Origin of the sequence: Allobosea sp. FBZP-16 (genome assembly GCF_002831785.1) — a bacterium.
In the GTDB taxonomy this organism is placed as follows: Bacteria; Pseudomonadota; Alphaproteobacteria; order Rhizobiales; family Beijerinckiaceae; genus Allobosea; species Allobosea lupini.
Genome location: NZ_LNCQ01000023.1, coordinates 203575 through 228434 on the forward strand (window position 1 = coordinate 203575; position 24860 = coordinate 228434).

The 24860-nt window shown below is 67.1% G+C and carries 20 protein-coding genes; 8 read left to right on the forward strand and 12 right to left on the reverse strand.

From position 1 onward, the window contains the following. Positions 1-50: 50 nt before the first annotated feature. The 4 genes from CXY91_RS10775 to amaB form a co-directional block, all read right to left on the reverse strand. Entirely contained in the window at positions 51-1721 is a 1671-nt protein-coding gene (locus CXY91_RS10775; RefSeq protein ID WP_100961190.1) for a thiamine pyrophosphate-binding protein, read from the reverse strand. Continuing rightward, entirely contained in the window at positions 1714-2904 is a 1191-nt protein-coding gene (locus CXY91_RS10780; RefSeq protein ID WP_100961193.1) for a CaiB/BaiF CoA transferase family protein, read from the reverse strand. Before CXY91_RS10780 ends, CXY91_RS10775 begins: the two co-directional genes overlap by 8 nt. A 103-nt stretch (positions 2905-3007) precedes the next feature. Further along, positions 3008-4225, reverse strand: a complete 1218-nt coding sequence (locus CXY91_RS10785) for an acyl-CoA dehydrogenase (protein WP_091834073.1) — start codon at positions 4223-4225, stop codon at positions 3008-3010. A 127-nt stretch (positions 4226-4352) separates the two neighbouring features. Beyond that, entirely contained in the window at positions 4353-5873 is a 1521-nt protein-coding gene (gene amaB, locus CXY91_RS10790) for an L-piperidine-6-carboxylate dehydrogenase (RefSeq protein ID WP_100961194.1), read from the reverse strand. Between the two features lie 254 nt (positions 5874-6127). On the opposite strand from amaB, the gene CXY91_RS10795 reads away from it, so the two are divergent. The 3 genes from CXY91_RS10795 to CXY91_RS10805 all read left to right on the forward strand — a co-directional run bounded on the left by CXY91_RS10795 (position 6128) and on the right by CXY91_RS10805 (position 8856). Then, the gene (locus tag CXY91_RS10795) at positions 6128-7042 is read left to right on the forward strand and encodes a LysR family transcriptional regulator (RefSeq protein ID WP_100961196.1); all 915 of its coding nucleotides are present in this window, start codon (positions 6128-6130) and stop codon (positions 7040-7042) included. Positions 7043-7114: 72 nt separating this feature from the next. Next, complete coding sequence (locus tag CXY91_RS10800; protein ID WP_100961198.1) at positions 7115-8335, forward strand: NAD(P)/FAD-dependent oxidoreductase; 1221 nt, start codon at positions 7115-7117, stop codon at positions 8333-8335. A gap of 14 nt (positions 8336-8349) precedes the next feature. Beyond that, positions 8350-8856: a DinB family protein gene (locus CXY91_RS10805; RefSeq protein ID WP_091834087.1), complete on the forward strand. Its 507-nt coding sequence runs from the start codon at positions 8350-8352 to the stop codon at positions 8854-8856. A 15-nt stretch (positions 8857-8871) separates the two neighbouring features. Here CXY91_RS10805 and CXY91_RS10810 read toward each other — a convergent pair whose 3' ends face one another. After that, a complete protein-coding gene (locus CXY91_RS10810) occupies positions 8872-9408 on the reverse strand; it encodes a hypothetical protein (protein ID WP_100961200.1) in 537 nt (178 codons plus the stop codon). Positions 9409-9584: 176 nt separating this feature from the next. Between CXY91_RS10810 and CXY91_RS10815 the strand changes: the two genes are divergently transcribed. Together CXY91_RS10815 and CXY91_RS10820 are read left to right on the forward strand one after the other, a co-directional pair. Then, complete coding sequence (locus tag CXY91_RS10815; RefSeq protein WP_091834094.1) at positions 9585-10217, forward strand: LysE family translocator; 633 nt, start codon at positions 9585-9587, stop codon at positions 10215-10217. A gap of 107 nt (positions 10218-10324) precedes the next feature. Further along, the gene (locus CXY91_RS10820) at positions 10325-11515 is read left to right on the forward strand and encodes a pyridoxal-phosphate-dependent aminotransferase family protein (RefSeq protein WP_100961891.1); all 1191 of its coding nucleotides are present in this window, start codon (positions 10325-10327) and stop codon (positions 11513-11515) included. Between the two features lie 34 nt (positions 11516-11549). Here CXY91_RS10820 and CXY91_RS10825 read toward each other — a convergent pair whose 3' ends face one another. Beyond that, entirely contained in the window at positions 11550-13016 is a 1467-nt protein-coding gene (locus tag CXY91_RS10825; protein ID WP_100961201.1) for a methyl-accepting chemotaxis protein, read from the reverse strand. 234 nt (positions 13017-13250) lie between these two features. Here CXY91_RS10825 and CXY91_RS10830 point away from each other — a divergent pair, with 234 nt between their 5' ends. Continuing rightward, the gene (locus CXY91_RS10830; RefSeq protein ID WP_100961203.1) at positions 13251-14459 is read left to right on the forward strand and encodes a M20 family metallopeptidase; all 1209 of its coding nucleotides are present in this window, start codon (positions 13251-13253) and stop codon (positions 14457-14459) included. A gap of 172 nt (positions 14460-14631) precedes the next feature. Here the strand turns inward: CXY91_RS10830 and clpB are convergent, their stop codons facing one another. Further along, positions 14632-17253 carry an ATP-dependent chaperone ClpB gene (gene clpB, locus CXY91_RS10835; protein WP_100961205.1) on the reverse strand — a complete coding sequence of 874 codons (2622 nt, stop codon included), beginning with the start codon at positions 17251-17253 and terminating at the stop codon, positions 14632-14634. A gap of 139 nt (positions 17254-17392) precedes the next feature. Between clpB and CXY91_RS10840 the strand changes: the two genes are divergently transcribed. Further along, entirely contained in the window at positions 17393-17764 is a 372-nt protein-coding gene (locus CXY91_RS10840; RefSeq protein WP_465246851.1) for a DUF2293 domain-containing protein, read from the forward strand. 103 nt (positions 17765-17867) lie between these two features. Beyond that, a complete protein-coding gene (locus CXY91_RS10845) occupies positions 17868-18656 on the forward strand; it encodes an MOSC domain-containing protein (RefSeq protein ID WP_248307434.1) in 789 nt (262 codons plus the stop codon). Between the two features lie 56 nt (positions 18657-18712). On the opposite strand, the gene CXY91_RS10850 is transcribed toward CXY91_RS10845, so the two are convergent. From CXY91_RS10850 to ptsP, 5 genes are all read right to left on the reverse strand, one after another. Then, positions 18713-19756, reverse strand: coding sequence for a DUF4167 domain-containing protein (locus CXY91_RS10850; protein WP_158673363.1), 1044 nt, complete (start codon positions 19754-19756; stop codon positions 18713-18715). A gap of 392 nt (positions 19757-20148) precedes the next feature. Beyond that, positions 20149-21033, reverse strand: coding sequence for a peptide chain release factor N(5)-glutamine methyltransferase (prmC, locus tag CXY91_RS10855; protein WP_199777404.1), 885 nt, complete (start codon positions 21031-21033; stop codon positions 20149-20151). A 28-nt stretch (positions 21034-21061) separates the two neighbouring features. After that, a complete protein-coding gene (locus tag CXY91_RS10860) occupies positions 21062-21307 on the reverse strand; it encodes a hypothetical protein (RefSeq protein ID WP_091834108.1) in 246 nt (81 codons plus the stop codon). 61 nt (positions 21308-21368) lie between these two features. Further along, positions 21369-22454, reverse strand: a complete 1086-nt coding sequence (gene prfA, locus CXY91_RS10865) for a peptide chain release factor 1 (protein ID WP_100961209.1) — start codon at positions 22452-22454, stop codon at positions 21369-21371. A 62-nt stretch (positions 22455-22516) separates the two neighbouring features. Then, complete coding sequence (gene ptsP / locus CXY91_RS10870) at positions 22517-24784, reverse strand: phosphoenolpyruvate--protein phosphotransferase (protein ID WP_199777405.1); 2268 nt, start codon at positions 24782-24784, stop codon at positions 22517-22519. Positions 24785-24860: the final 76 nt, after the last annotated feature.

Sequence of the window (24860 nt, forward strand, 5' to 3'; positions counted from 1 at the left end):
GAACCGAATCCGACCGGGCCGAAGCGACCCGATCGGCAGATCGAACCAGGTCAGCCTTGCGCCGCGATCGCTTCGGCGCGGATGGTCGAGAGCGATTTCGCCGGCGTGATCGCCTCGGGATCGAGCAGGCAGTGGATGATCGCCGGCTTGCCGCTGGCGACGGCGCGCTCGAAGGCCGGCGCGAACTCCTCGGTGGTCTCGACCCTTTCGCCATGGCCGCCGAAGGCCTTGGCATAGGCGGCGAAGTCAGGGTTCTTCAGCGTCGTCGCCGAGACGCGGCCGGGATAGTGCTTCTCCTGGTGCATGCGGATGGTGCCGTACATGCCGTTGTCGACGACGATGACGATCACCGGCAGGTCGTACTGGACGGCCGTGGCGAAGTCCTGGCCGTTCATCAGGAAGCAGCCATCGCCGGCAAAGGCGATCACCGTCCGGTCCGGAAAGAGCCGCTTGGCGCCGATCGCCGCCGGCACGCCATACCCCATGGAGCCCGAGGTCGGCGCGAGTTGCGTCGCGAACTTGGTGAAGCGGTGGAAGCGGTGCACCCAGGTGGCATAGTTGCCAGCCCCGTTGCATAGGATGGCGTCGGCGGGGATGTTGCGGCGCAGCCAGGTTACCATCTCGCCGGGATGGAATTTGCCGGGCACCGGTGCCGGCTGTTCGCTCCAGGCGAGATAGGCGTCATGCGCCTCGGCGGCCGCACCGGCCCACGGGATCACCTGCGGCGGGTGCACCGTCTCGATCGCGGCGCAGAAGGCGGTCGGCGAGGCGTTGATCGCCAGCTCCGGCCGGTAGACGCGGCCGAGTTCTTCCGGATCGGGATGGACATGGACCAGCGGCCGGCCCGGATTGGGAATGCCGAACAGCGTGTAGGACTGGCTCGGCATCTCCGACAGTCTCCCGCCGACCAGAAGGACTAGGTCGCTGTCCTGGATGCGCTTCAGCAGCTTCGGATTGGGGCCGATGCCGAGATCCCCGGCGAAGTTCGGATGATCGGCCGGGAAGACCATCTGCCGGCGGAAGGAGACCGCGACCGGCAGGTCGAAGCGTTCGGCGAAGCGCTGGAAGCGCGCGATCGCCTGCGGGTCCCATCGCGAGCCGCCGAGGATGGCGATCGGCGCCTTCGCCGCCCAGAGCCGCTTCTGCAGGTCGATCGTCTGCGAGAGCGAGGGGTGCGTCTCGGTGACCTGATAAGGCTGCGCGTCCGGGACGTCGGCGAGGTCGGTCAGTACGTCCTCCGGCAGCGCGATCACCACCGGGCCGGGCCGGCCGGCGGTGGCGACATGGAAGGCGCGGCTGATGATCTCGGGGATGCGCGCGGCATCGTCGATCTCGGTCGCCCATTTGGTCATCGTGCCGAAGACGGCGCGATAGTCGAGCTCCTGGAAGGCTTCGCGCTCGCGCATGCCGCGCTCGATCTGGCCGACGAACAGGATCATCGGGGTCGAGTCCTGGTCGGCGATATGGATGCCGGGCGAGGCGTTGGTCGCGCCGGGGCCGCGCGTCACGAAGCAGATGCCGGGCTTGCCGGTGAGCTTGCCGGCGGCCTCCGCCATCATCGCCGCGCCGCCCTCGGCCCGGCAGATGGTGACCTGCATGTCGGCGTCATGCAGCGCGTCGAGCACGGCAAGATAGCTCTCGCCGGGCACGCAGAAGGCGTCGGTCGCGCCGTGGATCAGGAGTTGGTCGACGAGGATCTGCCCACCAGTGCGCTCAGCCATTATGCGGGCCTCCCCAGGCCGGGTCGTTCAGGATTTCGTCGGCATGCTCGCCAAGGCGCGGGCTCGGCCGGCTCGCGACCTGCCTGACGCCGTCGAGCACGATCGGCGAGGCGACGGTCGGGGTCGAGCCGGCCTTGGCTGCCGGGTGCGGGAGGTCGACGCGCACGCCGCGCGCTTCCACCTGCGGATCGGCGAAGACCTCCTCGATCGTGTTGATCGGGCCGGCCGGCACGCCGACCGCTTCCAGCTTCGCCAGGAGGTCGAGCTTGGCGAAGCGGCTGGTCAGCGCGTTGAGGCGCGCGGTCAGCGCCACGCGGTTGGCGACGCGCGAGCGGTTGTCGATGTAGTCGGGCTCGCTGGCAAAGCCCGCATCGCCGACGACCTCGCAGAGCTTGCGCCACTGCCCGTCATTGCCGGTGGCGATGATGATGTGCCCGTCGGCCACCGGGAAGACGTCGTAAGGCACGATGTTCGGGTGCGCGTTGCCGAGGCGCTGCGGCGCCTTGCCGGAGGTGAGATAGTTCATCGCCTGGTTGCCGAGCACGGCGACCTGCGCATCGAGCAGCGCCATGTCGAGCACGGCGCCTTCGCCGGTCGTATCGCGCCGGCGCAAGGCGGCGAGGATGCCGGTCGTGGCATAGAGGCCGGTATAGATGTCGGCCACGGCATAGCCCGCCTTCATCGGCGCGCCCTGCGGTTCGCCGGTGACCGACATCGGCCCGCCCATGCCCTGGACCAGGAAGTCGTAGCCGGCGCGCGGCGCATAGGGGCCGTCCTGGCCGAAGCCGGTGACGGAGCAGTAGATCAATCGCGGATAGGCCTTGCGCATCGAGGCTGCGTCGAGCCCGTATTTGACGAGCCCGCCGACCTTGAAGTTTTCGATCACCACATCGGCATGGGCGGCGAGGCGATGCACCAGCGCCTGGCCTTCCTCCGTGCGGAAATCGGCCGTGATCGAGCGCTTGCCGCGATTGGCCGAGTGGAAATAGGCGGCGGAGAGATGCTCGTCGCCCGTGCCCTCGACGAAGGGCGGCCCCCATTTGCGAGTGTCGTCGCCTTCCGGCGCCTCGACCTTGACGACATCGGCGCCGAGATCGGCGAGGAGCTGGCCGATCCAGGGGCCTGCGAGGATGCGCGCCAGTTCGAGGACGCGCAGGCCGGCGAGTGGAGGGGTATTGGACATCGACTGATCCACGTCGTCATGGTCGGCCTTGAGCCGACCATCTCTTCGGGAGTCTGGTTCGGGGAGAGATGGCCGGGTCAAGCCCGGCCATGACGGGCAGGGCTCAGAAGAACGCCTGCAGCCCGGTCACCGCCCGGCCCAAAATCAGCGCATGGACGTCGTGCGTGCCCTCATAGGTGTTGACCGTCTCGAGGTTCGCCGCGTGGCGCATGACATGGTACTCGATCGAGATGCCGTTGCCGCCGTGCATGTCGCGAGCCTGGCGGGCGATGTCGAGCGCCTTGCCGCAATTGTTGCGTTTGACGAGGGAGATCATCTCCGGTGCCATCTTGCCCTCATCGAGCAGGCGGCCGACGCGCAGCGAACCCTGCAGGCCGAGCGTGATCTCGGTGACCATGTCGGCGAGCTTTTTCTGGAACAGCTGCGTCTGGGCGAGCGGCTTGTTGAACTGCTTGCGGTCAAGCCCGTATTGGCGGGCGCGGTTGAAGCAATCCTCGGCGGCGCCCATCGCGCCCCAGGAGATGCCGTAGCGGGCGCGGTTGAGGCAGCCGAACGGACCCTTGAGGCCCGAGACGTTCGGGAGCAGGTTCTCTTCCGGCACGATCACGCCATCCATCACCACTTCGCCAGTGATCGAGGCGCGCAGCGAGAGCTTGCCGCCGATCTTCGGGGCGGAGAGGCCCTTCATGCCCTTTTCGAGGATGAAGCCGCGGATCTGGTTGTCATGCGCTGCCGACTTCGCCCAGACGACGAAGACGTCGGCGATCGGCGAGTTCGAGATCCACATCTTGGATCCCGTCAGCCTGTAGCCGTCGGCGACCTTCTCGGCGCGGGTCTTCATGCCCGCCGGGTCGGAGCCGGCATCCGGCTCGGTCAGGCCGAAGCAGCCGACCCACTCGCCCGAGCCGAGCTTGGGCAGGTACTTCTTGCGCTGGTTCTCGTCGCCGTAGGCGTAGATCGGATACATCACCAGCGAGGACTGCACCGACATCATCGAGCGATAGCCGGAGTCGACGCGCTCGACCTCGCGGGCGACGAGCCCATAGGAGACGTAGTTGGCGCCGGCGCAGCCATATTCTTCCGGGACCGTCACACCGAGCAGGCCGAGCTCGCCCATCTCGTTGAAGATGCCGCGCTCGGTCTTCTCCTCGAGATAGGCCTCGGCCACGCGCGGCAGCAGCTTCTCCTGCGCATAGTCGCGCGCGGTATCGCGGATCAGCCGCTCGTCTTCGTCGAGCTGGTCGTCGATCAGGAACGGATCCTGCCAGTTGAACTCGGCCAGCTTGTGGCTATGGGCGGTCTTGCGCGCGGCTTCTGCCATGATCTCAACTCCCCTGTTCGTCTGATCGTCATGGTCGGGCTTGACCCGATCATCTCGGAAACCAGCTAGCCGGTCCTGAGATTCTCGGGTTTGCGCTTTGCTTCGCCCGAGAATGACGGCTTATCGATCACGCATCCACGTCGAAACTGACGCCCTGCGCCAGCGGCAGCGTGGTGCCGTAGTTCAGCGTATTCGTGGCGCGGCGCATATAGGCCTTCCAGGCATCCGAGCCGGCCTCGCGGCCGCCGCCGGTCTCCTTCTCGCCACCGAAGGCGCCGCCGATCTCTGCGCCGGACGGGCCGATATTGACGTTGGCGATGCCGCAATCCGAACCCTCGTCGGAGACGAACAGCTCGGCTTCGCGCATGTTGAGCGTGAAGATCGAGGAGGACAGGCCGGCGCCGACCGCATTCTGAATCGCGATCGCTTCGTCTATCGACTTGTACTTCATTACATAGAGGATCGGGGCGAAGGTCTCGCGCTCGACCGGGCCGCACTGGCTGGGCATCTCGACCAGGGCCGGACGGACATAGAAGCCGCCCGAGCCGACATCGACCTTCTCGCCGCCATGCACCTTGCCGCCCTCGGCCTTGGCCTCGGATAGCGCCTTCTGCATGCCCTGATAGGCGGCTTCGTCGACCAGCGGGCCGACCAGAACGCCGGCCTCGCGCGGATCGCCAATCTTCACGCCAGCGTAGACCTTGGCGAGCTTCGGCACGAGCTGGTCGTAGACGCTCTCATGCACGATCAGGCGGCGCAAGGTGGTGCAGCGCTGGCCGGCCGTGCCCATGGCGGCAAAGGCGATGCCGCGCAGGGCGATGTCGAGATCGGCCGAAGGCGCCACGATCGCCGCGTTGTTACCGCCGAGCTCGAGGATGGCGCGGGCGAAGCGGGCGGCGAGCTTCTGGCCGACCTCCTTGCCCATCCGGGTCGAGCCGGTGGCTGAGACGACGGGAACGCGATGATCCTGGACCAGGATATCGCCGAGCTCGCGGCCGCCGATCAGGATTTCCGACAGGCCGATCGGCGCCTCGGGTCCGAAGCGCTTCATTGTCTTCAGGGTGATCGCCTGCACGGCGAGCGCGGTCAGCGGGGTCTTCTCCGACGGCTTCCAGACGACGCTGTCGCCGCAGACAAACGCGAGCGCCGCATTCCATGACCAGACCGCGACCGGGAAGTTGAAGGCCGAGATCACGCCGACCACGCCGATCGGGTGCCAGGTCTCCATCATGCGATGGTTCGGACGCTCGGTCGCGATGGTCAGGCCGTAGAGCTGGCGCGACAGGCCGACCGCGAAGTCGCAGATGTCGATCATCTCCTGGACCTCGCCAAGGCCCTCGGACGTGACCTTGCCGGCTTCGAGCGTCACCAGCAGGCCGAGATCGGCCTTGTGCGCGCGCAACTCCTCGCCGAGCAGGCGGACGAACTCGCCGCGCCGCGGCGCCGGCAACTTGCGCCAGGCGAGGTAAGCGGACTGGGCCCGGCCGATCGCGGCCTCGGCCTCGGCGGCGCTCGTCTCGCGCAGCGTAGCGACAGTCTCGCCGGTGATCGGCGAGCGGGCGCTCAGGCCGGCGCCGGCATAGGCGCTCTCGGGCACGCCGAGGCGCTTCAGCAAGGCGAGGGCGTCGTTCGGAAGGGAGGTCGTCATGGTGTTGATCCTGATCGCCAGCGAACCACAGCCCTCATTACGAGGAGCGCTTCCAAAGGAAGCGCGTCTCGAAGGATGCTCCAGTCGACTGCAGTGATGCAGTCTGGAGCATCCGTCGAGACGCCGCTACGCGGCTCCTCAGGATGAGGGCTCGTATTGGGCTGCGAGCTGCAGCCCGGCATTCGACCGCACAATGCCCTCTTCCAGCCGCTCTCCGCAATCGATATGTTCTCACGACTTGATGAGTTGAGATCATGACCTCCGAAATCGTTCCCGGCCGCCTCTCGGTGCCCTCGCTCTCGGCGCTCGCCGCCTTCGAGGCGGCGGCGCGACATGGCAGTTTCACCCGGGCCGCCGAGGAGCTAAACCTGACGCAGGGCGCCGTCAGCCGCCAGATCGCGCTGCTGGAGCAGAATCTCGGCCTGAAGCTGTTCGAGCGGGTGAAGAAGCGCGTCAGCCTGACGCCGGCCGGCGGGGCCTACGCCGCCGAGGTGCGCGACGGGCTTTCACGCCTGGCCGCCGCGACGCTTTCGGCGATGGCCTTCCGCGGCGGCGCCGGCCTGCTCCATCTTGCCATCCTGCCGACCTTCGGCACGCGCTGGCTGATCCCGCGTCTGCCGCGCTTCACCGAGGCTCATCCCGGCGTCACCATCAACTTCTCGACCAAGCTGTTGCCTTTCGACTTCGCCCATGACGCGGCCGACGCCGCCATCCATTTCGGCCTTCCGGTCTGGCCCGGCGCGCGGCTGCACCGGCTGATGGGCGAGGAGGTCGTGCCTGTCGCTGCGCCGGCGCTGGTCGCGCGGGCCGGTCTAAAGGAGGCAGCCGATCTGCTGCGCCAGCCCTTGCTGCAGCAATCGACCCGCCCGCGGGCCTGGGCCAACTGGCTGGAGCAGCAGGGCCTGCCGCCGGAGCGAGCGCTGATGGGGCCGCGCTTCGAGCAGTTCGCCATGGTGGCTCAAGCGGCGGTGGCGGGGCTTGGCGTCGCCATCGTGCCGCGCATCCTGGTCGAGGAGGAATTGCGCTCGGGCGCGCTGGTCATCCCGGTGGATCGGCCGGTGCGCGGGTCGGAGGGGTATTACCTCGTCTATCCCGAAGCCAAGGCGAGCTTGCCGGCGGTGGTCGCTTTCCGCGACTGGCTCGTCGGCGAATGTGAGGGCATGAACTAGGCTCTCGACAAGCGCCGGTCGAGTCGTCATTCATGCGCGGAGATCACGAACCATCGCTTGCGCAGGTCATCCATGTCTTCCGCTCCAGCCTCGGCCGACATCGTCATCGTGGGAGGCGCCGCGATCGGCTCTTCCGTCGCCTATCACCTCGCCAGCGATCCCGGATTCAACGGCAAGGTCATCGTCATCGAGAAGGATCCGACCTATCGGCTTTCGGCCTCGGCGCTCTCTGCCGCCTCGATCCGCCAGCAGTTCTCCAGCGCGGTGAATATCCGCGTCTCGCTCTTCGGTATCGAGTTTTTGCGCAATATCGGCCAGCACCTCTCTGTGGATGGCGAGGCCCCGTCGATCGATCTGCACGAGGGCGGCTACCTCTACGTCGCCGGCGATGAGGGGCGTAAGGTTCTTGAGCAGAATCAAAAGCTTCAGCAGCAGGAAGGCGCCGATATTGCGCTTTATGCTGCAGAGATGCTGCGCAGCAAATTCGGCTGGCTGAATACCTCGGATCTCCTCTGCGGCACCTATGGCGTCAGCGGCGAGGGTTGGTTCGACGGCTGGGCCCTGCTGCAGGCCTTCCGCAAGAAGGCACGGTCGCTCGGCGTCGAATACCGCCAGGGAGAAGTCGCTGGTTACGTCGTCGAAGGCGGCCGCGTCACCGGCGTCGAGCTGGCCGATGGCAGCCGCATCGCCTGCGCCGCCGCGGTCAACGCGTCAGGTACCCATGGCGCCAGGCTCGCCGCGACCGCCGGTGTCACCATCCCCGTGAAGTCGATGAAGCGCTATGTCTACAGCTTCACCTGCAAGGGCGAGGTCGACAATTGCCCGCTGCTGATCGACACCTCCGGCGCTTATGTCCGCCCCGAGGGCAAGCGCGGCAATGAGGGGCAGATGTTCATCTGCGGCTCCTCGCCGCCGGAAGAGCTCGACCGCGAATGGGTCGAGACCGATGCCGATGTCGAGGATGTCGACTGGTCCTTCTTCGAGGAATATGTCTGGGCGCCGCTCGCTCATCGCGTGCCCGCTTTCGAGGCGATCAAGCCCGGCCGCGCCTGGGCCGGTCCCTATGACATGAACGGCCTCGACGGCAATGCCATCCTCGGCCCTGCCGTCGGCGTGCCCAATCTCTACCTCGCCAACGGCTTCTCGGGCCATGGCCTGCAGCAATCCCCGGCGGTCGGCCGCGGCCTTGCCGAGCATATCGTCAACGGTCGTTATCTCACGCTCGACCTCGCCGATCTCGGCCATGAGCGGATCGTCGCCGGCAAGCCGCTGCGCGAGGCGAACATCATCTGAAGGGAGTACGCGTCATGATCGACACGGCCTATGTCGCGACCATGGCGCGCTATAATCGCTGGCAGAACCGCAGCCTCTATGGCGCCGCCGACACGCTCACCGACGAAGCGCGCCGGCAGGATCGCGGCGCCTTCTTCGGCTCGATCCACGGCACCTTCTGCCATCTGCTCTGGGCCGACCGGATGTGGCTGTCGCGCTTTGCCGGAACGCCGAAACCGACCGTGCCCAACCGCGAGTCCTCGCGGATGATCGAGGACTGGGAGGAGCTGAAGGTTGCACGCCACGATGTCGACGAGACGATCCGGGGTTGGGCGGAAGACCTCTCGCCGGAGTGGCTCTCAGGGAACGTGACCTGGTTCTCGGGCCTGACCGGGAGTGAAATGACGATGCCGGCACCGATTCTCGTCATGCACTTCTTCAATCACCAGACCCATCACCGCGGCCAGGCCCACGCCATGCTGACGGCGGCAGGGGCGAAGCCGGATGATACCGACCTGATGCTGGTCGAGCTGAAGGCCTGAGCCGCCGATTCCCGGTCAGGCCTTTGCACGTTGCGGACGTCGTGGCGGCCGTGACGACTTTGGGCTCTCAACTTTCTTCGGCTCGTCTTCCTCGTCCCCGACATCGTCGGGGATCGCCGCCGTCGCATGCTGGCTGAGCTTCTGGAACAGGCCGAGCCCGACCAGCGCCGCCACCGCGACGAGCATCAGCAGGGACGGGAACAGGATGTCGGCCGGCTTGTCGCGCGCCGCCTTCGTGATCAGCACCAGCGACTCCAGGCTGAGCGCGACGATGATGATCGTCATGAACTTGGTCAGCGAGCCGCGCGCTTCCGCCGGCCGCCGCAGTTCGCGGTCGGCGATGACCTCCTCTTCGAACAGGAACTTGCCGACATCGGCGACGGCGACCGCGATGATCACCAGCCCGATCCCGTCGAGCATCGTGTCGAGCGCACCTTCGCCGGTTCGAAAGCCGATGAAGGTGCGCGAGATCGCGACCGCCATCAGCAGCAAGGAGGCCAGCAGCAAGGAGCCGGCGATGCCGGAATAGAGCAGGCGGCTGAACAAGGTCATGGCGTGTATCCCCCCGAGATGATGCCCATGAACCCGGCAGGCGGCGACTCGTTCCCGCCATCTGCTGCCAGGGAAGCCGGAGCTGGATGGCCGCGATGCAGCCGCGTCATGGGTTGCGCCTTGCGGGCGTTTCGCCGGCAATGCCATGGTCGCGCACCTTGCGGCCGGAGCGCGCCATGATCGATACGAGCAACCTGATCGCCTTCATCCTGCTCGCCTTCGGCATGGTGCTGACGCCCGGGCCGAACATGATCTACTTGATCTCGCGCTCGATAGCGCAGGGGCCGGCTTCCGGGCTGATCTCGCTCGGCGGCATCGCGCTCGGCTTCGTCTTCTATGTCTTCTGCGCGGCCTTCGGCATCACCGCACTGCTGTTTGCAGTGCCTTTCGCCTATGACGCGCTGCGCCTCGCCGGCGCGGCCTACCTGCTCTGGCTCGCCTGGCAGGCGGTCCGGCCGGGCGGCAGCTCGCCCTTCCATGTGCGCGAGCTCAAGCATGACGGGCCGCGCAAGCTCTTCATGATGGGCTTCCTCACCAGTCTGCTGAACCCGAAGATCGCGATGTTCTACCTGGCGCTGCTGCCGCAGTTCATCGATCCGGCTGCGGGCAGCGTGCTGACGCAGTCGATCGTCCTCGGCTTCATCCAGATCACCGTCTCCGTCAGCGTCAATACGCTGATCACCTTCGCCGCCGGTGGCATCGCGATCTTCCTGCGCACGCGCCCGTTCTGGGCGCTGGTGCAGCGCTGGGTGATGGCGACGATGCTCGCCGGCTTTGCCGTGCGCATGGCGGCCGAAGCGCGCCGCTGACAAGCCGCGCGCAACGATTTCTGCACCGTTCATAGGGTTTGTGCATCGCGCCGTCGGATTGCTGCTTGTTCAGCGCGTCCGATCCGAAGCGTAAGGCGGGGGTCTTCATGAGTGTTGCCAATGGCCGGGTCCTGCTCGCAATGCCGGGCCCGACCAATATTGCCGATCGCGTTCTCCAGGCGATGATGCGCCCGGCCGAGGAGCTTGCCTCGAAGACGATCGTTGATCTGACGGAGTCTCTCCTGGCCGATCTCAAGGCTGTCTTCCGCACGACGGGCGAAACGTTCCTCTACGCTGCCAATGGCCATGGCGGCTGGGAGGCGGCGCTGACCAATGTCCTCTCGCGCGGCGACAAGATCCTGGTGCTCGCCAGCGGCCGCTTCGCCATCGGCTGGGGCGAGATGGCGCGGTTCATGGGCGCCGATGTCGAGGTGCTCGCCGGTTCCTGGCGCGCGGCGGTCGATCCGGCGGCAGTTGAAGAGCGCCTGCGGCAGGACAAGGACCACGCGATCAAGGCTGTGCTGACGGTCCAGATCGACACCGCCTCCGGCGTGGTCAACGACATCGAAGCGATCCGCCGCGCCATCGATGCCGCCGGCCATCCGGCACTGTATATGGTCGATGGGGTCGCGGCCCTCGGCTGCATGCCGTTCGATATGGACGGCTTCGGCGTCGATGTCGCGATGTCCGCTTCGCAGAAGGGGCTGATGACCCCGCCGGGCCTCGCCTTCGTCGCAGCGAACGCCAAGGCGCTGCATGCGCACCGGCAGGCGACCATGCGCACGCCCTATTGGGACTGGACCGCGCGGATGGACCCGCTGCTCTACATGAAGCATTGCGGTACGCCGCCCGAGCATCTGATGTTCGGCCTGCGCGCCGCGCTCGACATGATCTTCGCCGAGAGCCTCGAAGCCGCCTGGCGGCGTCACGCCCTGCTGGCGGCTGCGACGCAGGCCGCGACGTCGAAATGGGCTGAAGGCCAGGCGCTGAGCTTCAACGTCGTCGAGCCGTCGCAGCGCGCCCCCTCGGTCACCACCATCCTCGTCGACGGCGATCCGACCGTCATCACCGACTATGCGAGAGAGGTCTGCGGCGTCACGCTCGGCCTCGCCATCGGCGATCTCACCGGCAAGGCTTTCCGCATCGCCCATATGGGCCATGTCAACGCGCCGATGGTGCTGGGCAGCCTGAGCGCTGTCGAGATGGCGCTGCAGGCGAAGGGCATCCCGCACGGAGAGGGCGGTGTCGCGGCTGCCATCGCCTACCTTGGCGCCCATGCGCGCGAGGTGGCGGCCTGATCGCGCCGCCGAGGCGGATCGCTGGGCTACCGTTTCAAGCCGCCGAGACGCGCTGCAGGAACTGGTGAACGGCGCTCTCGAGCTCTTCGGCCTTGCCTTCGAGTGCCGTGGTCGAGGCGAGCACCGCGCTCGCGACTTCGTGGGTCTGGTTGGCCGAGCCGCGGATGTTGTTGGTGGTCTGGGCCAGATATTCCGTGCCGGTCGCGACCTCGGCGATGCTGCGGCTGATGACATGGGTCATCTGGCCCTGTTCCTCCAGCGCTGCAGCGATCGAGATCGTCCGTTCGTCCATGTCGGCCATGCCGGCGGTCAGCTTGGCGATGGTCTCGACCACGCCGGAGGTCGCCTGCTTGATCTCGGCGATCTGTCCGGCGATGTCCTGCGTCGCGATCGCGGTTTGATTCGACAGGCTCTTGACCTCGCCGGCGACGACGGCAAAGCCCTTGCCGGCGTCGCCGGCGCGCGCCGCTTCGATCGTCGCGTTGAGCGCCAGAAGATTGGTCTGCCCGGCGATGCCGCGGATCAGGGCGACGATGCCGTCAATGCGCTGCACCGCGCGGTCGAGCACGTCGACCGAGCCGGCGGTGGTTCGGGCGCTGCCGTTCATGTCGGCGACCAGCGCCTGGGTGGTAGCGAGCTGCCGGTCGATCGCCGTGATCGCGGTCGAAAGCTGTTCTGTCGCGGTGGCGACATCCGAGACGTTGCGCGAGGATTCCTCCGAGGTCGAGGCGACGGCGGTGACCTCGCCATTGGCGATATCGGCGATCTCGTTCAGGGAGGCGGCGCGGCCCTTGAGGTCGCGGATATTCTGCAGAACCGTGTCGAGCGTCGCAAGGAACTGCGTGTTGAAGCCGGCGACGATGTCCCGGGTCGTCTGGCGCCGGGAAGCTTCGCGCTCCATGTCGTGCAGTTGCGCCTGGTGCAGTTCCTCGGCTTGAGCCCTGGCGTCGTCCCGCGCCTGCGCAGCCATGTCGCCTGCGGCCGTGAGTGTTTGGCTCTGCTGCCGGATGATCCAGAGCAGCAGCCCGAGCTGGACGATGACTCCGATTAGAAAGAGCGCATCTCCTTGCAGGGTCGTGCCTGACCGGGAGAGCAAAGCACCTATGAGGCTGCCATGGCCGAGCGCCAGGACCGCCGTGGCGACCAGCGGCTGCCAGGCGCACCAGCCGGCCGAGAGCGTCAGCATGATCAGCAGCACGGAGTCGCTCACCTCATGCCAGCCAGCACCCTTGAGCGCGTAGGTGAAGGCGAGGGCGCTACCGGTGCTGCTCAGCGAGAGGATGATCTGCGTCGCCATGCCGGTCGGGTTGTACCGCCAGAGCAGGGTCGCGAGGGCCGCCAGTCCGATCGTGATCAGGAGGGGCGTGAGTGAGCCGGCGCCCCCGGTGACGAACCAGGACAGCATGGTGAGCGGCACGAAGAGCCAGAGCAGCAAGGTCAAGGCGCCGCCGACGCGCAAACGCAGCTGCGTCAGATAGGTCGCGGCGGAATCGGTCTGCATGCGGGCGTTGGCCTATGAGCGCTGTTCGGAAATGGCCGATAGCGGTCGACAGGCCAGTCCCCCTTGTCAGCCTGTCCCATCACGCTGAATTTTCGCTTAACCATAGGTTCGCTGTCGGCGGAATCGCCGCATATTCCGGCCGCGCCCGAGGTCTGGCGGGCTTGCACGCTGCTCCTATCGTCGCCGGAACGGCTTGGGTAAGCTCGCCGCCATCTCACGAGACGGAAGTCGACCATGACCGACACGACACAGGAAGAAGCCCGCATCCTCGCCTGGCTCGGCGAGCGCAAGCAGGCGATGATCGATCTGCTGCGCGAGATGGTCGATACCGACTCGGGCTCCTATGACAAGGCCGGCGTCGACCGGGCCGGACAGGTGCTGGCCCGCTTCCATGAGGCGAACGGCCTCTCCGTCGAGATCGTGCCGGATGCGCGCTATGGCGATGCGGTCAAGGCGCGCCTGCCCAATCCGACCGCGAACGACCAGCGGCCGATCCTGCTGCTCGGCCATCGCGATACGGTCTTCCCCGAGGGCGAGCCGAGCCGCCGGCCCTTTACCCTCCGCGATGGCCGCGCCTATGGGCCAGGCGTCGCCGACATGAAGGCCGGGCTCGTGATCGAAGCCTTCGTCGCCGCCGCCTTCGCCGCCAATGGCGGCCTCAAGGCGCCGCTGCTGATGCTGACCACCAGCGACGAGGAGATCGCTTCGCCGTCCTCGCGGCCGGTGATCGAGGCGGCGGCGCGCGAGTCGCGCTGCGTCTTCAACGCCGAGCCAAGCCGGCTGCCGACAGGGACGGACTACGGCCGCGATCACAAGCAGTCGATCACGTCGGGCCGCAAGGGCGGCGTCTTCATGCGGGCCGAGTTCCTGGGCAAGGCGGCCCATTCCGGCGCCAACTACGAGAAGGGCATCTCGGCCATCGTCGATCTCGGCCACAAGATCCCGCGTCTGCAGGGGCTGACCGATCTTGCCGCCGGCGTCACCGTCAATGTCGGGCTGATCGGTGGCGGCCAGACCGTCAACACCGTCGCGCCCTCGGCCTGGTGCGAGATCGACCTGCGCTACAAGACGGCGGCTCAGCGAGAAGAATTGGTCGAGGCGATCCGCGGCATCGTCGAGACGCCGGTGGTCGAGGGCTCGTCGGCGAAGCTGATCATCAAGGGCGAATTCGTGCCGCTGGAGCAGACGCCGGATTCGCTCGTGCTCTACGACACCTATCGCGAGGCGGCGGCGAGCCTGGGTATCGCGGTCACGGCGGAATACACTGGCGGCTGCGCCGATTCCGGTTTCACGGCGGCGCAGGGCTGCCCGACGCTGTGCAGCGTCGGCCCGGTCGGCGGCATGGCCCACACGCCGGACGAGTTCCTGGAGGTCGAGAGCATCGTTCCGGCGGCGCAGACGCTGGCGCTGGCGGTGATGCGCACCGCGGCGCGGATGGAATGACATACGTCATGCTCGGGCTTGACCCGAGCATCTCGGCGAGAGGAGGCTCCGCTCAACGCCTTCTCATCCCCAGATTCTCGGCTCTACGCTTCGCTGCGGTCGAGAATGACGCCCTAGAAAGAAAAGGGCGCCGCGTGAGCGGCGCCCTTCGTCTTGATGACTGAGCGAAGGTTCAGTTCAGCGCCACCCCTGCCGGCCGGTGCTCGGTCGCGGCGGTGAACTCGCCGAGCATCAGTCCGGCCGGACCGACCGTGACCGGCACGGTCTCGCCATCGCGGATCGCACCCGCGAGCAGCAGCTCCGCCAGCGGGTCCTGCACCGACTTCTGGATCACGCGCTTCAGCGGGCGCGCGCCATAGGCGGGGTCGTAGCCCTTCTCCGCCAGCCAGTCGCGCGCATCCTCCGAGAGGTCGAGCGTGATCTTGCGGTCGACCAGGAGCTTGCCGAGGCGAGCCATCTGGATGTCGACGATCGCGCCCATGTCCGACCGCCGCAGGCGATGGAACAGGATGATGTCGTCGATCCGGTTCAGGAATTCCGGCCGGAAGGCGTGGCGGACCACGCCCATTACCTCGTCGCGCACGACATCGCTGTCCTGCCCTTCCGGCTGGTTCACCAGGAACTCCGAGCCGAGGTTGGAGGTCATGATGATCAGCACGTTGCGGAAGTCGACCGTGCGGCCCTGGCCGTCGGTCAGGCGCCCGTCGTCGAGCACCTGCAGCAGGACGTTGAACACGTCCGGATGCGCCTTCTCGACCTCGTCGAACAGCACGACCTGGTAGGGCCGGCGCCGGACCGCTTCGGTCAGTGCCCCGCCTTCCTCATAGCCGACATAGCCCGGAGGCGCCCCGATCAGCCGGCTGACCGAGTGCTTCTCCATGTATTCGGACATGTCGAGGCGGACCATCGCGGTGTCGTCGTCGAACAGGAACGACGCCAGCGCCTTGGTCAGCTCGGTCTTGCCGACGCCGGTCGGGCCGAGGAACATGAACGAGCCGATCGGCCGGTTCGGATCCTGCAAGCCGGCGCGGGCGCGCCTGACAGCCTTGGAGACGGCTTCGACCGCTTCGGCCTGGCCGACGACGCGGTTGCCGAGGCTCTGCTCCATATGCAGCAGCTTCTCCTTCTCGCCCTCCAGCATCCTGTCGACCGGCACGCCGGTCCAGCGGCTAACGACCTGCGCGACATGGTCCGGCGTTACCGCCTCCTCGACCATGCCGGAGGTGTCGCCCTTCGCCTCGATCTCGGCGAGCGCCTTCTCGAGCTGGGGAATCTCGCCATAGGCGAGTTCGCCGGCGCGCTGGTACTCGCCCTTGCGCTGCGCCTGGGCGAGCTCGTTGCGGGCGCTGTCGAGCTTGGTCTTGATCTCTGCTGCGTGGCCGAGCTTGTCCTTCTCGGCCTTCCAGGTCGCGGTGATCGCGGCCGAGCGCGCTTCGAGCTCGGCGAGCTCGGCTTCGAGCCGCTTCAGCCGCTCTTTCGAGCCGGCATCGCTTTCCTTCTTCAGCGCCTCCTGCTCGATCTTGAGCCGGACGATCTCGCGGTCGATCGAGTCGAGTTCCTCGGGCTTGGAATCGACCTGCATGCGCAGCCGTGCCGAGGCCTCGTCGACGAGGTCGATCGCCTTGTCGGGCAGGAAGCGGTCGGTGATGTAGCGGTTCGACAGCGTCGCGGCCGAGACCAGCGCCGAGTCGGTGATGCGCACGCGGTGATGCTGCTCGTACTTCTCCTTCAGGCCGCGCAGGATCGAGATCGTGTCCTCGACCGTCGGCTCGTCGACGAAGACGGGCTGGAAACGCCGCGCCAGCGCTGCATCCTTCTCGACATACTTGCGATACTCGTCGAGCGTGGTCGCGCCGACGCAATGCAATTCGCCGCGAGACAGGGCGGGCTTCAGCAGATTGGAGGCATCCATGGCGCCGTCGGTCTTGCCGGCGCCGACCAGGGTGTGCATCTCGTCGATGAACAGGATGACTCCACCAGCCGCGGCCGAGACCTCGGAGAGCACGGCCTTCAGCCGTTCCTCGAACTCGCCGCGATATTTCGCGCCGGCGATCAGCGCACCCATATCGAGTGCGAGCAATTCCTTGTCCTTCAGGCTCTCGGGCACGTCGCCATTGACGATGCGCAGCGCGAGGCCCTCGGCGATCGCGGTCTTGCCGACGCCGGGCTCGCCGATGAGCACCGGATTGTTCTTGGTGCGGCGGCTCAGCACCTGGATGGTGCGACGGATCTCCTCGTCGCGTCCGATGACAGGGTCGAGCTTTCCGTCGCGGGCCGCGGCGGTGAGGTCGCGCGCATACTTCTTCAGGGCGTCATAGCCCTGCTCGGCAGAGGCGGAGTCGGCGGTACGGCCCTTGCGGATCGCTTCGATCGCGGCATTCAGCCCCTGCGGCGTGACGCCGGCCTTGGCGAGGACCTTGCCGGCCTCGCTGTCCTTCTCGATCGCCAGCGCAAGCAGCAGCCGCTCGACCGTGACGAACGAGTCGCCGGCCTTCTCCGCTGCCTTCTCGGCCGTGTCGAAGACGCGCGCCAATGCGGGCGTCAGGTGCAGGCTGTTGGCGCCTGCGCCGCTCACCTTCGGGAGCTTGGCGAGCGCCGCGTCGATCTGCTGCTTCGCGAGCCGCGACTGCCCGCCGGCCCGGTCGACCAAGCCGGAAGCCATGCCCTCGCTGTCGTCGAGCAGTGCCTTCAGCAGATGCTCGGGTGTGAATTGCTGATGGCCTTCGCGCATGGCAATCGTCTGCGCGGCCTGCAGGAAACCCTTTGCCCGGTCGGTATATTTCTCGATGTTCATTCGGCTACCTCCGCACGCCAGTCGCGCCCCGAAGCGGCGGAGCCGGCTGCTTTTCGATGGGATAGGGCCCCCTGATGGGCGGCCCCTCGTCCTCAAAGATAGTGTTGCTTTCGCGCAACGTAAGGGGAAGGACGCAGCTTTGACATTGACGATCGTCAACGCCTGCGCCCAGCCTGCCGGCATGGTCGGCACGAAGCGGCAGCAGGCGATTCGAAAGGCGTTGCGGGCGCTCGTGCCCGGCATCCCGCTGCTCGACGCCGAGGCGGTGCTGGCGCTCGCCGGCCGGGTCCAGATGAAGGCGCTGCCGCCTTCGACCGCGCTCTGGCTCGCGCTCGGTTCCCATGTCCGGCACGCCCATACCGACTACGACAGCCTGCTCGCCGAGGGCTATGAGCGCGACGCCGCCCGCTTTTTCGTCGTCGAGGCCATCGATGATGTGCTTTCGGGCTGGGGCTGCCAGCGCTCGATCCTGGACGAAGAGGCCGAGGAGGGCGCGGAGCAGTCGCATTGATCGGATCGATGCAATCCTTTCATCGACTATGAGGCCCGTAGGCGGTGGCGTCGCGGTGCCCTGCATGGCACTTTCCGCCCTCGCAATCGGAAGGGCAGGGCCCATGCGCGTCGCTTCGCTGTATCGCTATCCGGTCAAAGGCCTGTCGCCGGAGCGGCTGAGCCGGGCCGAATTGCCGACAGGTGGCTACTTCCCCGGCGACCGGCTCTTCGCCATCGAGAACGGGCTCTCCGGCTTCGACCCGGCCGAGCCAGCGCATCAGCCGAAGATCAAATACCTGATGCTGATGCGCAACGAATCGCTGGCGCGCCTGCGCACGCGGTACGAGGACGCCAGCGGCGATCTCGTCATCGGCCATGATGATGGAGAGACCAGGATCGCCACCCAGACCGCTGCCGGCCGCGAACAGCTCAGCGCCTTCTTCAAAGCCTTCATGTCGCAGGAACTGCGCGGCGAGCCGCGCCTGCTGGCCGCGCCGGAGGGCTATCGTTTCACCGATTCACGCTCGGGCTTCGTCTCGATCATCAACCTCGCCAGCGTCGCCGACCTGGAGACGCGGCTCGGCGTTCCCGTCGATCCGCTGCGCTTCCGCGGCAATGTCATGGTCGAGGGCCTGCCGGCCTGGGCCGAGCTCGATCTGGTCGACCGCGAACTTGTTGCGCCGTCGGGCCTGCGACTCCAGGTGATCAAGCGGATCGAGCGCTGCGCTGCGACAAATGTCGACCCCGCGACGGGCGCGCGCGACCTGCAGATCCCGAAAGCGCTGATGAAGGGCTACGGCCATGTCGATTGCGGCATCTATTGCCGGATCGTCGCTGGTGGCGCACTGGCCGAGGGTGAGCGGCTGACGCTGGTCGAGGTCAGCGAGCCGGCAGGGCTCGGCGTCGCCTGAAAAGAAAAAGGGCCCTTTCGGGCCCTCTCTGAACGATCCTGATGTCTTTGGCGGGATCACTCGGCCGGGGGCTCGCCGCCGTCGCCGCCGAGCGCGTCCATCACCTCGCGCGGCGAGCGCCGTCGGGGCGCCCGGCGCTTTGGCTTCTCGCCAGTCTCGGGCGCGCCTTCCGCGGCTTCGGCCGGGGCAGCTGTAACGACGACCGGAGCTGCAGGCTCTTCCGCGATTGCGATCGGCACGCGGGTCGGCGTGGTCAGGAAGGCCGGAAGCGCCGGCGCGACATCCTGCTCCTCGTTTGTGTTGCTGGCGCGAGCCTCATCGCGGTCACGGCGCGAAGGACGCTCGCCGCGCGGCGGACGGTCCGGGCGCTCGAAGCGACGCTGCTCGACCGGCGGCTGGACGGGTGCGATGTCCGGCTGCTCGGCACCGGGCTGAGCCTCGGGGCGCGGAGCGTAGGAACCGTTCTGGCCCTCGGGGCGCTCGAAGCGACGCTCGCCGCGGTCCTGGCGTTCGCCGCGATCCGGACGATCGCCACGATCCTGGCGGTCGTTCCGATCGTTCCGGTCGAAGCGGCGCTGGCCGTTCCGGTCGAAATTGCGCTCAGGGCGGTTATTATTGTTATTGGGCCGGTCGAAGCGCTGGCCGTTGTTATGGCTGCCGCCTTCGCCTTCCTCGCCTTCCTGGCGCTGGCCGCCATGGCCGTTCACGCCATTGCCATTGTACTGGCGCTCGCCCTGCTGCTGGCCGCCCTGGAAGTTGACGTCTTCCTCGCCTTCCTCCTCGCCGTCGTCAGCGTCTTCGACAAAGGCGCGGTTCGGCTGGAAGCTGTGGCCGAACTGCTGCGTCATCTGCTCCTGGGCAGCGAGCAGAATGCGATAATAGTGTTCGGCATGCTGGAAATAGTTCTCAGCCGCAACCGGATCGCCGGAGGATTGCGCATCGCGAGCGAGCTGGAGATACTTCTCCGCCACATTCTGCGCCGTGCCCCTGACCTTGACGTCCGGGCCGTTCGACTCGTAGCTGCGCTGCAGCGGATTGGGTGACTTACGATTGCCGTTGTTGCTGTTGTTATTGTTATTATTGTTGCTACGGCCGCGCATGCGCCGGTTCTGACCTGGTCTCATTCGCGTCTGTCTCGCGTTCCGTTCATTCAAAGCAACCTTGAGGTCGTCATGCGCGTCGTAACACGCGGCGGGTTGCGACGCCGTGCGTAGGAAATTCGACCTGAAAGGGCTCTGCGCCGATATGGGTCTTCACGCGCTCTTTCCATTGGAGCCTTACCGGCTCCCTCTCCGAATGGCTGTCTCGCGCATTCGAAGTCTCGGTCTCGCTATGTCAGTAACGTCGATTCTTGCAGTGATCCGAGGGCTTGGTCTGCTCGGCAGGGCCCAGCCAAAGGTCATGTGCTGTCGACACTGTCTTCAAGACCATGCGTGCATAGCTGGTTTTGCGGCCTGTTCCAAGCAAATTCGCGCAGCTTGCTGTGCACGGCTCATGGACGATGCCCGAAGACGAGGCCGCGAATATGGCCGCCGAGATCGCGATGGGACGCAAGATGGTGCAAGCCCGCCTGCTCCATCAGTGCGATGACAGCCTCTTCCTGTCCGGCGCCGATCTCCAGGATGACGAGACCGCCAGGATGCAGATGGTCGGGCAGGGCAGCGGCGAGGGCGCGATAGGCGGTTAGGCCGTCCGGGCCGCCGTCGAGGGCGAGTAGCGGATCGTGCTCGCGCACATTCGAGTCCAGGCCAGCGATCTCGGCGCTGCCGATATAGGGCGGATTCGACAGGATGAGGTCGAAGCGCTCGTCGATCCCGGCAGTCCAGTTGCCCTGACGAAAGGCGGTGCGCTCGGCAACGCCGTTGCGCGCGGCGTTGCCCATCGCGGTCGCGACCGCATCCGGCGACAGGTCGATCCCGAGCCCGGTCGCCTGCGGAAACTCGCGCAAGGCTGCGATCAGGAGGCAGCCCGTTCCGGTGCCGAGGTCGAGCGCGCGCAGCCTCTCGTGCCGGCGCGGTGCGAGATGGCTGAGCGCCGCCTCGATCAGGGTCTCGCTATCCGGCCGCGGCTCCAGTGTGCCGGGCGAAAGGGCGAAGGTCAGGCCCCAGAACTCGCGCGCGCCGAGGATGCGCCAGAGCGGCTCGCCGGCGAGGCGCCGAGCGAGTGCATCGTTGAGCCGGATGGCAGCAGACCCGTCGATCGGATCGCTGCCGCCGGCGAGGTCCTCGATCATGATACGGGCTTCGAAGGTGAAATCGGCGATGCCGCCGCGCTTCAAGACGAGCGCGATCGCCTTCCGGGCTGCAGAAATGCTTTCACCCGCTGCCGGCAAGGCAACGGGCGCGTTTCCGTCGGTCGGTTTGGCCGTGCCGGTCAAGCGTATCCTTGGGCCGGCACGCGGCCGGTCAATTACCCTGCATGCCTTCCTGGACGCAGGCGTTGATCTTGATCCGCAGGGCGGACTTGCTTTCCTTAGCGCCGCGATACTGACGCTGACAATCGCGCCGGGCCTGCGACTGCGTTTTGGCCTTCTGCAGCGTTGCCGGTTCGCCGCTCAGAACCTTCTTCGCGGTCCGCTCCTGGGCGCCCGCGGACACCGGCACGAAGGCGACGGCGGCGGCAAGGGCAATGGCGCTGAACAGGACTTTCATCTCTCGATCCTCCCCGTGGAAACAGTCGATGCGTCCAGAACGCGGGAGAGCGGCGAAGGTTTCACACGCTGCCTTGCTCGGCGAGCAACTCGGCCTGCCGCTGGGCGGTCAGCGCATCGATGATCTCGTCGAGCACCAGCCCCTGCATCATCTCCTCGAGCTTGTAGAGGGTGAGGTTGATGCGGTGGTCGGTGACGCGCCCCTGCGGGAAGTTGTAGGTGCGGATGCGCTCCGAGCGGTCGCCGGAGCCGACCTGCGAGCGCCGATCGGCCGAGCGCTCGGCATCGGCGCGACTGCGCTCCATGTCGTAGAGCTTGGCCCGCATCAACTCGTAGGCGCGCGCCTTGTTCTTGTGCTGCGAGCGCTCGTCCTGGACCAGCACGACGGTGCCGGTCGGGATGTGGGTGAGGCGGACGGCCGACTCGGTCTTGTTGACGTGCTGGCCGCCGGCGCCCTGCGCCCGCATCGTGTCGATGCGCAGATCCTTCTCGTCGAGGTTGACGTCGACCTCGCCGGCGAGCGGCAGCATGGCGACGGTCGCGGCCGAGGTGTGGATGCGCCCGCTCGTCTCGGTGTCCGGCACGCGCTGCACGCGGTGCACCCCGGATTCGTACTTCAGCCTGGCATAGACACCCTTGCCGGCGATTTCGGCGATGACCTCCTTGAAGCCGCCCACCGTGCCCTCGCTCTCGGTCAGGATGTCGACGCTCCAGCTCTTGCCGGCGGCATAGCGCTGGTACATGCGCAGGAGGTCGCCGGCGAAGAGCGAGGCCTCGTCGCCGCCCGTGCCGGCGCGGATTTCGAGGATGACGCCGCGCTCGTCGGCAGCGTCCTTGGGTAGCAGCGCGATCAGGATTTCGCGGGCGCGCCCCTCGATCTCGGCCCTGGCCGCATCGCGCTCCTCATAGGCGAGATCGCGCATCTCGGCGTCGGTGGCGGGGTCGTCGATCATCGCCAGCGCCTCCTCCAGCCCGGACTGTGCCTTGCGCCAGGCGGCAATCGCCGCGACGACGGGATCGAGCTCGGCGAGTTCCTTGGACAGTTCGACGACGCGGGCCGCCTCGGTCGCATGGTTGATGGCCTCGCTCGCCGCGGCATGGCGGGCGACGATCGAGTCGAGGCGGTCTTGCGGGAGCTGGAGCGACATGATGCGGTAACGATCTGAACGGAAAAACGGGGAGGCCTGCGCGATCCGCGAGTTAAGCGTCGCTAGACCGGCACCTTCATCTCGGCGGCGAGGGCGGCGAGCAGCGGGCGCAGGCTGGCGGCGCTATCGGAAGAGGACATCCAGGCGTCGAGGCGCTGGCGCGCCTTGCCGGCGTCCAGCGCGCGCAGCATCGCCTTGACCGGGCCGACCGACGCTGCCGACATTGAAAAAGAGCGATAGCCGAGCGCGATCAACGCCAGCGTCTCGATCGGCTTGCCGCCCATCTCGCCGCAGACGGTGACCGGGCAGTTCGCCTTGCCGGCTTCTTCGACGATGTTGCGCAGCGCGCGCAGGCCGGCAATGCCGAGCGGGTCGAAGCGATCGGAGACACGCTTGTTCTCGCGATCGGCCGCGAACAGGAACTGCATCAGGTCGTTGGTGCCGATCGAGAGGAAATCCGCTTCGCGCGCGATTTCCGGCAGCTCGAACAGCAGCGAAGGCACTTCGACCATGACGCCGAGCTTCAGGCTGGCCGGCGCCGGGCGGCCGTCGCGCTCCAGCATGTCTAGCTCGCGCCGCACCAGCGTGCGTGCGCGCAGAAACTCGTTCACCGTGGCCACCATGGGCAGCATGATCTTCATATCGCTGCCGGCGCCGGCCCGCAGCAGGGCCCGCACCTGCGCACGCAGCAGCCGGGGGCGGTCGAGGCCGATGCGGATGGCACGCCAGCCCAGCGCCGGGTTCTCCTCTTCCAGCCGCTCCATATACGGCAGCACCTTGTCGCCGCCGATGTCGAGCGTCCGGAACGTCACCGGGCGGCCGTTCGCGACCTTGAGCACCGCATCGTAGAGCGCCTGCTGCTCGGCCGTGGTCGGCATGTGCTGGGCCACCATGAACTGCAGTTCGGTGCGGAAGAGGCCGACGCCGGAAGCGTTGGTCTCCTCGAGATTGGCCATGTCGACCAGCAGGCCGGCATTGATCTGCAGCTGGATCTCGACGCCGTCCTTGGTCACCGCGGCCTGCGTCTTGAGCTTGCGATACTGCTCCTGCTTGCGGGCGCGCAGGCGGGCCTTGTCCTTGTAGGCGTTCTCGACGTCGGGCTGCGGCCTGATCTGCACCTCGCCGGCCTGGCCGTCGACGATGACCGCATCGCCTGCCTGGATCAGTGCGGTGGCGTTGGCGATCTCGCCGACCGCCGGGATGTTGAGCGCACGCGCCACGATGGCGATATGGCTGGTCGGGCCGCCCTCCTCGAGCACGACCCCGCGCAGATGCCGGCGGTCATAGTCGAGCAGCGCCGCCGGCCCCATCGAGCGCGCGATCAGGATGGCATTCTCGGGCAAATCCTCGCGTGTGACGCCATTGGACTTGCCGACCAGCGTGCGCAGCAACCGGTTGGCGAGGTCGTCGAGATCGTGCAGGCGCTCGCGCAAATAAGGGTCGGTCTGGCGCAGCATCTTGGCGCGGGTGTCCGACTGCACGCGTTCGACCGCGGCCTCGGCGGTGAGGCCGGTCATCACCACCTCGCGCATCCGCCGCAGCCAGCCCTGGTCGTGCGCGAACATGCGGAAGGTCTCGAGCACATCGCGATGCTCGCCGGTATGGGCGACGTCGCCGCGCTCGATCAGTTCGTCGATGGCGAGCCGCATCGTCGCGATCGCCGCCTCCAGCCGCTGCACCTCGCGGCCGGGGTCCTCGGCGATCAGGTTGGTGATCGCGACGCGCGGCTCGTGCAGCACGGCATGGCCGAGGCCGACCCCGTCGGCGAGGGTGGTGCCGATGCTGTGGATCGGCCGGTCGAGCCCGATGGTCGCGCCGGGTTTCGACAGCGCCTTCAGGCCGCCGGCGGCGATCATCTCGGCCATGATCATGGCCGTGGTCTGCAGCGACTCGACCTCGTCCTCGCTGTAGACGCGCGAGGCCCGGTTCTGCACGACGAGCACGCCCATCACGGCTCCGCCGCGCAGGATCGGCACGCCGAGGAAGGAGCGATAGATCTCTTCGCCGGTCTCCGGGCGGTAGGAGAAGGCCGGGTGCGATTGCGCGTCGGATAGCGCGAGCGGTTCCGCCTCGCTGGCGATCAGGCCGACGAGGCCTTCGCCGGCTCGCATGGTGGTGAGATGGACCGCCTCGCGGTTGAGGCCTTCGGTGGCGTAGAGTTCGAGCGAGGAATCTTCACGCAGGACATAGACCGAGCACACCTCGGCCACGAGGTTGCCGGCGATCACGACGACGAGCCTGTCGAGCCGCTCCTGCGGACTGACCGGTGCCGCCATCACCTCGCGGAGACGGCGCAGCAGCACGCCCGATCCCCCGAGTGCGCCTCGCATCAACAAAGCCCTCCGCCCGCCTCCACGGCTGTTTCAGCCGGATACCCCCCGCAGACCTGACACCGCAACCGCTGAG